This is a genomic window from Bacillus capparidis, assembly GCF_017832095.1.
GTDB classification, from domain to species: Bacteria; Bacillota; Bacilli; order Bacillales; family Bacillaceae; genus Bacillus; species Bacillus gobiensis.
Map to the genome: position 1 here is coordinate 311,087 of NZ_JAFDST010000003.1, position 13,335 is coordinate 324,421.

17 protein-coding genes are annotated in these 13,335 nt (G+C 40.9%); 15 read left to right on the forward strand and 2 right to left on the reverse strand.

Annotated features, from left to right (window positions below; all coding sequences use genetic code 11):
* The first annotated feature begins 9 nt into the window (after nt 1-9).
* The 9 genes from JOC74_RS15080 (at nt 10) to tatC (ending at nt 5,828) form a co-directional block, all read left to right on the forward strand.
* Nucleotides 10-816, forward strand: coding sequence for a GvpL/GvpF family gas vesicle protein (locus JOC74_RS15080; RefSeq protein WP_211086202.1), 807 nt, complete (start codon nt 10-12; stop codon nt 814-816).
* A 13-nt stretch (nt 817-829) separates the two neighbouring features.
* The gene (locus JOC74_RS15085; RefSeq protein ID WP_053605474.1) at nt 830-1,102 is read left to right on the forward strand and encodes a gas vesicle protein; all 273 of its coding nucleotides are present in this window, start codon (nt 830-832) and stop codon (nt 1,100-1,102) included.
* Nucleotides 1,056-1,352, forward strand: a complete 297-nt coding sequence (locus JOC74_RS15090; RefSeq protein ID WP_053605475.1) for a gas vesicle protein K — start codon at nt 1,056-1,058, stop codon at nt 1,350-1,352. The genes JOC74_RS15085 and JOC74_RS15090 overlap by 47 nt, the downstream gene beginning before the upstream one ends.
* Before the next feature lie 12 nt (nt 1,353-1,364).
* Nucleotides 1,365-1,670 carry a gas vesicle protein gene (locus JOC74_RS15095; RefSeq protein WP_053605476.1) on the forward strand — a complete coding sequence of 102 codons (306 nt, stop codon included), beginning with the start codon at nt 1,365-1,367 and terminating at the stop codon, nt 1,668-1,670.
* Nucleotides 1,671-1,685: 15 nt separating this feature from the next.
* Nucleotides 1,686-2,267, forward strand: a complete 582-nt coding sequence (gvpT, locus tag JOC74_RS15100) for a YtxH domain-containing protein (RefSeq protein WP_053605477.1) — start codon at nt 1,686-1,688, stop codon at nt 2,265-2,267.
* A gap of 14 nt (nt 2,268-2,281) precedes the next feature.
* The gene (gvpU, locus tag JOC74_RS15105; protein ID WP_053605478.1) at nt 2,282-2,668 is read left to right on the forward strand and encodes a gas vesicle accessory protein GvpU; all 387 of its coding nucleotides are present in this window, start codon (nt 2,282-2,284) and stop codon (nt 2,666-2,668) included.
* Nucleotides 2,669-3,020: 352 nt separating this feature from the next.
* A complete protein-coding gene (phoD, locus tag JOC74_RS15110) occupies nt 3,021-4,772 on the forward strand; it encodes an alkaline phosphatase PhoD (RefSeq protein ID WP_053605479.1) in 1,752 nt (583 codons plus the stop codon).
* 35 nt (nt 4,773-4,807) lie between these two features.
* Entirely contained in the window at nt 4,808-5,026 is a 219-nt protein-coding gene (locus JOC74_RS15115; RefSeq protein WP_053605480.1) for a twin-arginine translocase TatA/TatE family subunit, read from the forward strand.
* Nucleotides 5,027-5,105: 79 nt separating this feature from the next.
* Nucleotides 5,106-5,828: a twin-arginine translocase subunit TatC gene (tatC, locus tag JOC74_RS15120; RefSeq protein WP_053606198.1), complete on the forward strand. Its 723-nt coding sequence runs from the start codon at nt 5,106-5,108 to the stop codon at nt 5,826-5,828.
* A gap of 144 nt (nt 5,829-5,972) precedes the next feature.
* Here tatC and JOC74_RS15125 read toward each other — a convergent pair whose 3' ends face one another.
* Nucleotides 5,973-6,521 (reverse strand): hypothetical protein, encoded by a 549-nt coding sequence (locus JOC74_RS15125; protein ID WP_053605481.1) that lies wholly within the window; start codon nt 6,519-6,521, stop codon nt 5,973-5,975.
* Nucleotides 6,522-6,636: 115 nt separating this feature from the next.
* Here JOC74_RS15125 and JOC74_RS15130 point away from each other — a divergent pair, with 115 nt between their 5' ends.
* The 5 genes from JOC74_RS15130 to JOC74_RS15150 all read left to right on the forward strand — a co-directional run bounded on the left by JOC74_RS15130 (nt 6,637) and on the right by JOC74_RS15150 (nt 11,579).
* Complete coding sequence (locus JOC74_RS15130; protein ID WP_053605482.1) at nt 6,637-7,236, forward strand: TetR/AcrR family transcriptional regulator; 600 nt, start codon at nt 6,637-6,639, stop codon at nt 7,234-7,236.
* A gap of 187 nt (nt 7,237-7,423) precedes the next feature.
* Nucleotides 7,424-9,193: an ABC transporter ATP-binding protein gene (locus JOC74_RS15135; protein ID WP_053605483.1), complete on the forward strand. Its 1,770-nt coding sequence runs from the start codon at nt 7,424-7,426 to the stop codon at nt 9,191-9,193.
* Between the two features lie 15 nt (nt 9,194-9,208).
* A complete protein-coding gene (locus tag JOC74_RS15140; RefSeq protein ID WP_082364255.1) occupies nt 9,209-9,886 on the forward strand; it encodes a response regulator transcription factor in 678 nt (225 codons plus the stop codon).
* A complete protein-coding gene (locus JOC74_RS15145; protein ID WP_053605484.1) occupies nt 9,883-10,926 on the forward strand; it encodes a sensor histidine kinase in 1,044 nt (347 codons plus the stop codon). Before JOC74_RS15140 ends, JOC74_RS15145 begins: the two co-directional genes overlap by 4 nt.
* Nucleotides 10,927-11,489: 563 nt before the next feature.
* Nucleotides 11,490-11,579 carry a YjcZ family sporulation protein gene (locus tag JOC74_RS15150; protein WP_082364257.1) on the forward strand — a complete coding sequence of 30 codons (90 nt, stop codon included), beginning with the start codon at nt 11,490-11,492 and terminating at the stop codon, nt 11,577-11,579.
* Nucleotides 11,580-11,765: 186 nt separating this feature from the next.
* Here the strand turns inward: JOC74_RS15150 and JOC74_RS15155 are convergent, their stop codons facing one another.
* Complete coding sequence (locus JOC74_RS15155; RefSeq protein WP_053605485.1) at nt 11,766-12,176, reverse strand: DoxX family protein; 411 nt, start codon at nt 12,174-12,176, stop codon at nt 11,766-11,768.
* Between the two features lie 198 nt (nt 12,177-12,374).
* Between JOC74_RS15155 and JOC74_RS15160 the strand changes: the two genes are divergently transcribed.
* A complete protein-coding gene (locus JOC74_RS15160; protein ID WP_053605486.1) occupies nt 12,375-13,226 on the forward strand; it encodes a VOC family protein in 852 nt (283 codons plus the stop codon).
* Nucleotides 13,227-13,335 lie beyond the last annotated feature (109 nt).

Here is a 13,335-nt window from a genome sequence, read left to right on the forward strand (position 1 = left end):
GGGAAAACGATGTCAGCGTTTTTTTATTTATACGGGCTCATACCCACGGCAGAAAAGAACGAAAAAAGCTTCATTCCCTTTAAAGGAATTGATAAAGAACACGAGTCATATACGATATCGATGGGAGATATCACGGCGATTGGCAGTGATGTTAGGGAAGAAGAGTATTCTGAAGAAGTAATAAAAGACAAAATGAACAATGACATGGAGTGGCTGCAAGAAAAAGCGATGCATCACCATGATGTTTTGGCTGCACTTCAAAGCCAATACACAGTCATTCCCATGAAGTTTTGCACCATCTATAAAAGCAAAAACAGCATGGAACAACAGATTGGAGCCAGTCGGAAGAAAATCAATGATTCGTTTTTAAAAGTTATGGGAAACGAAGAATGGAATTTAAAAATCTATTACGATGGCACAAAACTAAAAGATCATCTTCGTAACAGCCATCTGGGGATTGCAGCAAAAAAAGAAGAAATTAGCAAATTGCCGCCCGGCAGGCAATTTTTCGAAAAAAGAAAACTCGATCAACACCTCGATCAAGAGGTTGAGAGAGAAATAAATAAGAGGTGTGAAGATATTCATAATCAACTGACACAATTCTCTGATTATAGCACAGTCAAAAAGAATTTGAGCAAGGAAGTGACTGGTAAAATCTATGAAATGAGCTGGAACAGCGTATATCTTATCCCTCTCCCACAAGTAGAAGCTTTTTTAGAAGACATTCAGGAAAAGAAACAGTCCTATGAGGAATTTGGATTGCAGATGGAAGCTTCTGGACCATGGCCGGCTTACCATTTTGCAAATCTTGCCTAAAGGGAGGAGTTCGATGAGCCAGAGATCAGCCGCGGAAAATAAAGATGTGTCGCTCATCGATATATTGGATGTCATTCTCGATAAAGGCGTTGCCATTAAGGGTGATTTGATTATTTCTATTGCCGGAGTCGATTTAGTCTATCTTGATTTGCGTGTATTAATTGCTTCTGTTGAGACGCTGATAAACGCAAAAGAATTATCATCTGCAGAATTTGATAATGAGAAGGAGGGTTTGGAAGATGCAATCGGACACTCTGAAAAATGGCCGGATTCATCTCGATCCTGATCGAGCAGAGCATGGGTTGGCCCAGCTCGTTTTGACCGTGATAGAACTTCTGCGGCAAATCGTTGAACGGCATGCGATTCGACGGGTTGATTCAGGAAATTTAACCGATGAACAAATCGAGAATCTGGGACTGGCCTTGCAGAATTTAGAATTGAAAATGGATGAATTAAAAACGATTTTTCAGTTAACGGATAAAGACTTAAATATTGATCTTGGGCCTTTAGGAAACCTGCTTCCACGATCAAAATAGGAGTGATTCAAAATGCCGGTGGAAGGTCCAGTACAATCAAGCACAATTGTTGATGTGTTAGAAAAGGTTCTGGATAAAGGAGTCGTTATTGCCGGAGACATCACGGTAGGAATTGCCGATGTAGAGCTATTAACGATAAAAATCCGTTTAATCGTCGCATCGGTTGACAAGGCAAAAGAAATTGGCATGGACTGGTGGGAGTCGGATCCCTATTTATCTTCAAAAGCATCCGACAAGAGTCGCCAGCTGGAAGAGGAAAATAAGCGGCTGAATGAACGTCTTCGAGCATTAGAACATAAACTGGAACGCAATTCATAATGAGGAGGAAATGGTATGACAATCGAAAACAATGTTGAAGGAAAAGAAAACAATGTTGAAGGAAAAGAAAACAATGTTGAAGGAAACGAGAAGCGTGAAAATAAATTAACGAGCAGTCCGGTTAAACGCACCATTTTATATGGAGTCGCAGGAGCGACGATCGGGCTGGTCACCAGCAAGAAAGCAGGAAAGAGGATTTTGGCAGCGGTTGACACAGAGAAATTAAAAGAAAAAAGCTTGAGCTTTGGAAAATCAGCTAAGGAAAAACTAAGTGAATTAAAGGATTCAAGTGTTGAAAAGTCACAGCAGGCTGCAAAGGATATAAAAAATAAAACGACAAATTTCATAACGAAAAGAAAAAATAATGAGGAAGCTGAAACGCAAACAAATGAAACTGAACCGGAAAATAAAAATGATCATTCCGATAACGAGCAATATGAAGCGTTAAAGGAACAAAATAAAAAGCTGAGTGAACGCTTAGAACAGGTAGAACAAAAATTGAAGCAGCTATCGGAATCGACTGAAAGTGATAGTGGGTCAAAAACTGACAAAGCAGAAACATCTGTTTCCAGCAATGACGATACGTCTTCAAAATGAAAGGAGAATAATAGATGACGTCATCACCATCCAAAGACAGTACGCTCGAATTTTTTGTGAAGGCTTCAAATAAACATGAGTTTTCACTGGATATTACATTAAATGTGAATGGGTCGGTGGTTACTGGAACGATCATCTCGGCCCATGAGTATTTTGAAACGGTGAGTGAAACATTTGAAGATGGAAATGAAATTGCTCAAAAAATTAGTGAAGGACTTGTAAAGGCTAGTGAGTCAGCAAAGAATAGCAGCCAAGAAAGCGACATCGGTTTTATTCATTTAAAAAATACACGTATTTATAACGGCGATGGTAAAGGAACACCCTCGAAAGGGGATATTTTATGGCGGGGCAAGCTGGATCAAGTAGATGGATTCTTTCTCGGAAGAATTTCAGAGGGATAAAGTGAACGAAAGGTGACTCAGGATGAAGTCACCTTTTTTCTTTTAAAGTTTTATACTTGATGAAACGAGATCACTTGCTAGAATTCAAAGTCGACGGATCTGAATGTTTAATTTAGATAACGAATAGATGACAAAAAATAGGTAAGTTGGCGGATGAAATAAGTCTGTCCCCATGTTTTCTCTGTTGATGATTCCGCAAATCTTTGTAAGGGGTTGCATAAAAAGTCCTGTTAGGAATCAACTATCCGGCAGCTTTTTTCCACTTCCTTCTTTACATAGCTTTACAGCCTGTTAAAAAATGATCTTTATAATAGTCAGCGAATCGACATATTCATTGAAAAGAGGGGAAAACGTGGCAGAAGAAAGATCATTAGAAGGTTGGATTAAAAAGCTTAGTGACGAGAGCTTTAAGAACAACAAATTTGATCGCCGTCGTTTTATTCATGGGGCTGGTAAGATTGCCGGCATATCACTGGGGCTTACAATCGCCCAGTCAATGGGGGCATTTACCATAAATGCTGCTCCTAGATTCTCCAGTTATCCTTTTACGCTGGGGGTTGCTTCAGGAGATCCGCTCTCTGATAGTGTCGTTTTGTGGACAAGGCTAGCGCCAAATCCTCTTAATGGCGGAGGAATGCCGGAGGAAGCAGTACCGGTTAAATGGGAGATTGCTAAGGATGAAGATTTCCGCAACATCATTAAGAAAGGAACGGAGGTTGCACAGCCTGATCTTGGACACTCCGTTCATGCGGAGGTATATGGACTTGAGCCTAATCAAGTATACTATTATCGCTTCAAAAGCGGGAATGAATTAAGTCCCGTCGGCAAAACAAAGACGATCCCTGCACCAGGTTCAAGCGTTGCATCTTTAAGCTTTGCGTTTGCTTCTTGCCAGCAATATGAACATGGCTTCTACACCGCTTATGAACACATGGCAAACGAAGATCTTGATCTGGTCTTTCATTTAGGAGATTACATTTATGAATACGGGCCAAACGAATACGTTTCCAAAACAGGAAATGTACGTACACACAGCGGTCCTGAAATCATGTCTCTTCAGGATTATCGGAACCGTCATGCCCAATACCGTTCAGATGTAAATTTGAAAGCCGCGCATGCCGCCTTCCCATGGGTAGTCACATGGGATGATCATGAGGTTGAAAATAACTATGCTGATAAAATACCAGAAAAAGGACAGTCGATCGAAGCCTTCGTACATAGGCGAGCTGCAGCTTATCAGGCCTATTACGAGCATATGCCGCTTCGATTGTCATCTTTGCCTAATGGTCCGGACATGCAGCTGTACAGAAATTTTTCTTACGGAGATTTAGCTTCATTCCATGTTCTTGATACACGTCAATATCGCGATGATCAAGCAAATGGAGATGGCAACAAACCACCTTCTGAAGAGTCGGAAGATGCGAGTCGTACGCTTCTAGGAACAGATCAGGAACAGTGGCTCTTTCAAAGCATAGAGAAATCCACTGCCAGCTGGAATGTTCTCGCTCAGCAAATCTTCTTTGCCAAATGGAATTTCGGTACAAGCGAAGCGCCGATTTACAGTATGGATTCCTGGGATGGCTATCCGGCACAGAGACAGCGTGTCATCGATTTTATCAACGGCAAGGAAATGAACAATCTCGTCGTCCTTACTGGTGATGTTCACGCAAACTGGGCTTCCAACCTGCATACTGACCTTCACGATCCGAACTCCCGGATTTTTGGGGTTGAATTTGTTGGAACATCGATCACTTCCGGAGGGAACGGGTCAGATATACGGGCAGATACTGAACGTATTTTGAAGGAAAACCCGCATATTCGTTTTTTCAATGATTACCGCGGTTATGTGCGTTGCCATGTGACTCCTGAGCAATGGAAAGCAGATTATCGCGTCGTTCCATTCGTCTCCGAGCCCGGAGCTGCGATTTCCACGCGAGCTTCCTTTGTGTACAACAAGGATCAGGCAGGATTGCAGAAGGTGGCTTCTAACTCTGTTCAAGGAGGGGTTAAGAAGTCAGATCAGGTTGAAGAGGATCGTTTTACAGCACATACTAACGCTCATCAAAAACAAATGCGGAAACAGCAGGGGAAAGTCCATCAATAATAATCTGATTAAATTGTAGGGGGGAGAACAACGATATGTTGACGAATATCGGAATACCCGGTTTGGTATTGATACTTGTGATCGCATTGATTATTTTCGGGCCGTCGAAGCTTCCTGAAATCGGGAGAGCCTGCGGAAGAACCTTAACCGAATTCAAAAATGCATCAAAATCATTATTGCCATCTGAAGATAATAATGAAAAGAATGTAGAATTAAAAACCGTTGAAAAGAAAAAGGATCAATCAGTCGGATAAATAAACAGGGGGCGGAAGGAGTGGAAACCTCCTTTTGCTCCTTTTTCATTTGAATCATTTGAAGGGCGGTTACGATGGTATGGAAAACAAAAATGTCTCTTTATTTGATCACCTGACAGAATTGAGAAAGCGAGTCATGATTACGTTTTTTGCCTTTTTCTTTTTTCTTATTATTGCTTTTCTTTTCGTTCAGGATATTTACAACTTTTTGGTGAAGGATTTAGACGGGAAACTGGCTGTATTGGGGCCAAGTGATATTCTTTGGGTGTACATGGCCATTTCAGGAATTCTGGCTATCGCCGCGACGATTCCGATAGCTGCCTTTCAGACATGGCGATTTGTTGAGCCAGCCCTGACAAAGGAAGAACGAGGGATTACGTTGGCTTACATACCTGCGTTGTTTCTATTGTTTATTGCCGGGCTGTCATTTGGATATTTTGTGCTGTTCCCAATCGTTCTCTCATTTTTAACTACCTTGTCCGCGGGAAACTTCGAAACAATGTTTACAGCAGAAAAATACTTCCGGTTTATGCTGAACCTGACACTGCCTTTTGGATTTCTATTCGAAATGCCGCTTGTCGTCATGTTTTTAACAAAGCTCGGTATTTTAAATCCGGTACGGCTTGCAAAGGCAAGAAAACTATCCTATTTTTCTCTTATCGTCATCTCCATTCTTATAACTCCGCCGGATTTTATTTCCGACGTCATGGTGATTGTCCCATTATTAGTTCTCTATGAAATCAGTGTTTCCTTATCTGCGTTCGTATATAGAAAGAAACTGGTTAGTGAACCGTCTTCGTAATTTAATTATCTATTCTATCGAGAGCGTTCGCTTTTGATAAAATAAACTAATATTTTGTAATTCCTGATTTAGATTCTAATTTATAAATCCAAATCAGCTAAAGAAAAGAACCTGTCGCAAAACCAGGTTCTTTTCATAGTTCATTCACTGATTAACGTTTTTTTCTTTCCTAGGAGAGATAAAATAACTTATTGCAATTATTAAATCTATACCGAGTACAATAGACCAAATCTTTACCATTCCACTTAATGCTTCCGTTCGTGAAGGATCATTAACCACATAAATCATTCCGGCTAACAGTCCGGCTCCAATAAGGTAAGCGAGAACGTGTTTTAACCAGCCTTTCAATGAATGCTTGGCGTGATTCATCCCGAAGCGTTTCAAAGGTTTTGGGCCCTCTTTTGTAACGTAGTACTGAAACCGTTCATCTGCCCATTCGATCATGCTCTTTCCAAAAGCAATGGATACTCCGATATACACTGCTGCTATGGCATGTGCTGTGGTTGCTTCTGCCCCTCCGTATAAATCAATCCCTGTAATTACTAACAGAATTAAATCAATGACAGGGGTGAGAGCCAAAAAAATCAACCCCAGTTTATTTTGCTTAAGAACATATCTAGTCACTAATCCAATTGCAATCACAACCCAAAATGCGATTTCACAGGCAATAATGATCCATGCAATATGATTCATAGGTTAACCTCTTTCTGATACAGTTGTATTATAAAAAAATTTTACCATGTGTTTTTAAATAATACAAATGTATTAAAAAATTGCACCTCGCATTTTTTCTTGATAAAATATGTCTATGCCAAAACTAGTAGATCATAACAAACGAAAAGAACAAATTGCAGAAGCGACTTGGAGAACTATTTTAAAAAAGGGAATGGAAGGAGCGACCGTAAGAAATATTGCAAAGGAAGCCGGTTTATCACTCGGTTCGCTGCGACATTATTTTTCCACTCAGGATGAATTGCTTGTGTTTGCAATGAACCTCGTTGAGGAAAGAGTGACAGACCGTATTAATAAGATAGCAACACAAGATATACCTTTGAAAGAAAAAATCCTGAAAATATTGCTTGAAATCGTACCGACGAATCAAGAAACAATGGCAGAAATGGAAGTGTGGTTTGCCTTTACTTTTCACATGAGACATCGGAATAATAAACTCAAGGATCACGACGATAAAATATTGCTCGGTATGAAAAACATTGTGAATTACCTACACGAGTCGCGCCTTCTTATAGACCATTTAGATAAAGATACGGAAGCTGAAAGACTTTATGCGTTGGTCGACGGTTTGGCGCTGCACGCGATGCTTGAGCCGGAACGCGTGAATCAACAGCGGGTTCTAACTGTATTAGAAAGTCATTTGCATTCGATCTGTACTGATGAATTAAGGGAATGACATTCTCACCGTTTACTGCGGGCAGATTCAGATAAAAATTAGAGTGGCTTAGACCGCTCTTTTACATTTTTAAGGATTTTGCCGTATAGTAGATCTTAGACTAATAATCTTGAAAAATTAAACAGTTATTCATATCCGTTCATTTTTCAGTTGTATATTGATAGAGAACGCAGAGGAGGGTAAAAGTATGCAAAAACAAGAATCAAACCAACAAGGCAAGTTTGGCGCCTTTTTTCAATTAGTAAAAAAGACGAATCCATCCTACGGAAAGCTTGCTTTTGCGATTGTCTTAAGCATTATTACGACGCTTGTCAGCTTAATGATCCCATTAATGACAAAGGATCTTGTTGACGGATTTTCAACGTCGTCATTTTCCGCCGGCCAAATTGCTTTAGTTGCTGTCGTCTTTATTGTTCAGGCGTTGCTAAGCGCTTATGCCACGTATGCTTTGAATTACAGCGGACAGAAAATCATTGCAGGACTCCGTGATTTATTATGGAGAAAATTGGTCAGGCTGCCGGTATCATATTTTGATAATAAGGCATCTGGTGAGACTATCAGCAGGATAACTAACGATACGTTGATTGTAAAAGAATTAATTACAAACCACATTACGGGCTTTATTACCGGGGCGATATCGATAATCGGTTCTTTAGTAATTTTATTGATAATGAACTGGAGGCTGACACTGATTGTCTTCATCGTTGTTCCGCTCGCCGCAGCTATTATGATTCCGATTGGACGCAAGATGTTTCTTATTTCAAGAGAAACACAGGACGAAACGGCACAATTCACCGGTTTGCTTAATCACATTTTGCCGGAAATTCGTCTCGTGAAGTCGTCCAATGCCGAAGCGATCGAATATAAACGCGGCAAAAATGGAATTGATAAATTGTTCAAACTAGGGCTTCGGGAAGCGAAGGTCCAATCGCTCGTTATGCCGCTTATGACTCTAGTTATTATGGCTGCCCTTGTTACCGTCATCGGCTACGGTGGCATGCAGGTTTCATCCGGTGTTATCACTGCCGGTGCATTGGTTGCCTTTATCTTATACTTATTTCAAATCATCATGCCGATCGGACAGATCACGCAATTTTTCACCCAGCTGCAAAAATCATTGGGAGCTACAGAGCGTATGATTGAAATTTTGGGTGAAAAGGAAGAAGATTTGGATAGCGGCTTGCCGGTCACCGATGCTAAGGAATCACTTTTTTTGAAAGATTTATCATTTTCCTATAAATCAGGCAGTCCCGTGATCAAAAATATAAATGCCGAGATTGCTGCTGGAAAAGTTACAGCGATTGTCGGCCCAAGCGGCGGTGGAAAAACAACTTTATTTAAACTGCTTGAAAGGTACTACGAGCCGACCGAGGGAATGATTTCTCTAGGAGATGAGCGCATTTCACGATACTCTCTTGAATCTTGGCGCAAACAAATTGGGTATGTCTCACAAGAAAGCCCATTAATTGCAGGGACCATCCGCGAAAATATCTGTTATGGTTTAGATCGTGATGTTTCTGATCAGGAGCTTGAAGAAGCAGCTAAGATGTCATATGCATTGAAATTTATTCAAGAACTTCCGAATACGTTTGACACAGAAGTGGGCGAACGTGGGATTATGCTCTCCGGAGGCCAGCGTCAGCGGATTGCCATCGCTCGTGCACTGCTTCGCAATCCACAGATATTGATGCTAGATGAAGCAACATCAAGTCTTGACAGCCAGTCGGAGCAATCTGTTCAAGAAGCACTGGACACTTTGATGGTTGGCCGGACTACGATCATAATTGCCCATCGACTTTCGACGGTGATCGATGCGGATCAGCTTTTATTTGTTGAAAATGGTGAGATCACCGGCCGAGGGACGCATGCAGAATTAATGGAAAGCCACGAGCTGTATCGTCAATTTGCAACTCAGCAGCTTAAAATCAATGCCGATTTAGAAGAACGTGCCGGCTAAAATGGGGGTGGTACTGTGACAACGATATTAGTCGTCGATGATGACCTGCATATTCGGGAGCTTGTGAGCACGATGATGAAACAGTCTGGTTTTTCCGTTATTGAAGCAAGCAATGGAAAACAAGCGATTGACCGATTAGCAGATGACAAGGTTGATTTGATGATCGTAGATGTCATGATGCCATACATGGATGGATTTGAAGTGAGTAAGGCAGTTAGGGACTATACCGATCTGCCTATTTTAATGCTGACAGCAAAAGGTGAAACGATAGATAAGGTGAGGGGCTTAGCAGTTGGAGCCGATGATTATCTCGTGAAGCCTTTTGAGCCGCTTGAGCTTGAAGCCAGGGTCAAAGCGCTCCTTAGGCGCTATCACATTACTACAGCCAAACAGCTTAAAATAGGTACAATTACGCTCTATGAGGATTCTCATTCTGCAACGAATGAGAAAGGAGAAACCTTCAACTTGCCGCGGCGTGAATTTGAATTGCTTTACAAATTGGCGAGCTATCCCAAAAAAACATTTTCAAGAGAACAACTAATCGATGATATATGGGGATTTGAGTTTGAAGGGGACGAAAGGACAGTCGATGTTCATGTGAAGAGGCTTCGGGAGAAATTCCCTGAGCCGGCTGTCGCTTTTTCGATTCGGACAATTCGCGGCCTAGGATATAGGCTGGAGATAAGCCAATGAGGGTTCGCCGGTTTGGAGCAAGTATCATTGGTCTCGTATGTGCATCGATCTTTTGGCTTCTTGCCAATGTAATCGTCAGTCAATTAGGGGAATGGCTTTCGATTTCTATGAACAAATATGTCGAACAAATTGGTTCATTATGGCTGATGTTTTTGTTGATGGGACTGACAATCTTTATTATTTCTCGTTCGGCGCGCCATGAACAATTAAAGATATGGAATCAAATGTCTGACACGATTAAACGAATAGCGGCAGGTGATTTTTCAGCGAAGATCCAAAGTGATTCTAAAGATATGAAAAACAGCAGGCATCCCGTCACAAAGCTGGTCAATCAAATTAATCACCTCGCTGTTGAATTAAACGAAATGGAAAAAATCAAGCAAGAATTTATTTCTAATGTTTCTCATGAATTTCAGACGCCGTTAACCTCGTTGAAAGGATTTGCCCATTTATTAAAAAATCCTGATATATCTGAGGAAAATCGTATCTATTATTTATCTATCATTGAAGCAGAAACGATGCGATTGTCGAAGATGAGCGAAAATCTTTTGAAGCTGACTGCGCTGGAACAGCAGGTAGAGCCAATCGAAAAAGCCAGATTCAGCCTAGACAAGCAGCTGAGGCGAATTATATTACTATGTGAGCCTCATTGGACAGAAAAAAACATTGAAATCGATCTTGATACCTCTCCGGTAAATATTGATGGAGATGAGGGGCTGCTTAATCAAGTATGGACAAACATCATTCATAATGCCATTAAATTCACTAAAGAAGGGGGAGTTATTGCCGTACAAGTAAAACAGGCACCAGCTCATGTTATCGTGGAAATCAAAGACGATGGCATTGGGATGACGGAGGATCAGGTGCAGCGGGTATTTGAACGTTTTTATAAGGCAGATAAATCGAGAAACGCCGGCGGAAGCGGTCTCGGCCTTTCTATTGTACAAAAAATTATCGAGCTGCATGAGGGACAGGTAGAAGTAGAAAGCGACTATGGCAAAGGAACCTTATTCCGGGTGAAGCTTCCGAAGGTTGACTAGATAGAATGAAAAGAGCCACCTTTTAAGATAAACATCAATCATGTCATCATCTGATAATTGCACAGTAAACAGAAGGAATTGCACAGATCGCAAAAGTAATTGCGCGATTCCAGGTTAGAATTGCACAGAACATCTGAATAATTGCACAATAACCCTATATTTTTGCACAAATAGAAATGATAATCGCACAAACGCCCAATTCTTTCTTAATCTCTTGATCCTGTTAATAGAAATAGGCAGCAATATCAGCAATTGTCCGGTTCTTTTATTTCTAGCTTGAATATTCTATGTACTATGAGAGATGGAAATCTCTCTCGGCCGCTAAGCTGCATGTATCCTCCACTACATGCATCCTCTGCCTGTCTCCCATAAAAAAATACCTCCATTTTTTACGAAAGAGCTGACTCGTTCCTGAGTCAGCTTCGTTTTTTGACTGTACAACCGATTAAGTGAAAATATCCTATCGATATATACGTTTATCCAATCATTTCTATTAGACAAACATATATTGATGATAGAGATGAATATCTCTTAATTGCTCACGATAGGAGGCGAAGAATTAAATGGGTTATAACTCCGGTGGTTCAAATTTTGCGATCATTCTTGTTCTGTTCATTTTACTAGTTATTGTAGGTGTAGCTTTCTTGAACTAGTAATTATGAGGATGGCTTTACATGAGTGATGGTTTTAGAAGTGCCTTTGCCATAATCGTGGTACTCATGTTTTGCTCGTCATCGTAGGATGTTCGTATTCCTATTAAAGAAATAATCTTTAGAGAAAACGCAGCAACCAGTATACTGATGTGCTGCGTTTTTACATTATATAGTGGATAATAGCATTTAACTAAAAAGAAGATAATCAATGGAATAGAGCCCTGGTCCAATAAGCGTTACCCCTATTGCCACAATAATAATATGAACATTATATTCACAACCGTTTTGGGCATTCCAATAGCCTTTCCCTGCATGTGCGGTAAAAATAGCAACGAGCATCGTAATCGTAATTATCACGGCGGAAAGCGGCATTAAGAACCCTAAGGCGAAAAGTAACCCTCCTGCCAATTCACCTAGTCCACCCAGAACTGCCATTGTTTTTCCAGGTTTAAGCCCCATAGATTCAAAACCTTCCGCTGTTTTGTCTATTCCTTGACCGCCGAACCAGCCGAATAGTTTTTGCGTACCGTGAGCTGCAAAGGTGAGTCCTGCTACAATCCGAATCAATAGTAAACCCAAACTAGCTAATACGGTCATATATTATGTCTCCCCTTATTTTTTGTATCATTTCTTTATACTTTTTACTTTTAGGGGGACATTTAAACCTTTCAATTTGTTTTCGATTTACTAATCATACTATTGCTTGACTAAACAAAGTTACTAAATTAAAATAACTTACATAAAGTAAGTATAAGAAAATCACAAACTTTCTCTTAGATAGGGGGCAATTGCGTAATGAACTACCACAGTCATCCGCATACGTTCGTAAACCAGGTTGACATAAAGGTGCAAAATCTGGAACGGTCGCTTGCTTTTTATCAAAACGTAATCGGATTTCAGCTTTTGGAACAAGCGGACAATAAAGCGTTTCTTACGGCAGATGGAAAAACACCTTTGTTAATCATCGAACAGCCTGAATATGTGATTCCGAAACAGCCTCGTAAAACCGGCTTGTACCATTTTGCGCTTCTTCTGCCTTCACGCCCCGATTTAGCAAGCGTGTTAAATCATTTGATTGAAATCGGCTATCCATTACAAGGTGCTTCAGACCATCTTGTAAGTGAAGCGCTATATTTAGGAGATCCTGATGGGAATGGGATTGAAATTTATGCAGACCGGCCGTCCTCTCTCTGGGATTGGAACGATAAAGAAGTAGTCATGGCAACCAAGGCTTTAGATGCAGACGGTCTTTTGGCAGAGGGAAAAGGGCTGCAATGGGCCGGCCTTCCTGCCGGGACGTTATTGGGACATATTCATTTACACGTGTCCGAGATGGAAAATACGAAAGAGTTCTACACAAAAGGCCTCGGCTTCCAAATCGTCAGCCGCTATGGAAATCAGGTGCTCTTTCTATCGACAGGAGGGTACCACCATCATATTGGATTAAATACTTGGAATGGGGTAGGTGCACAGAAGCCTGCTGAAAATAGTGTAGGTTTGAAATCATTTTCGCTAGTTCTTCCAGACGAGGAAACGAGAAAGAAAACGATCGAACAGCTCACGACTATCGGAGCGGCGGTAAAAAAAGAGAATGACATCGTAATCACGCACGATCCATCTGGAAATCAAATTCAATTAATTGTATGAACGGCGTTGACTTTCCGTAGGTAGCTCGAGAAAGGATTATTTTGGTGAAAAATCAAAACTGAACAGTGGTTATCAAACGTGAAAGCCGTTCCCTTCAGACAGGGAGCGG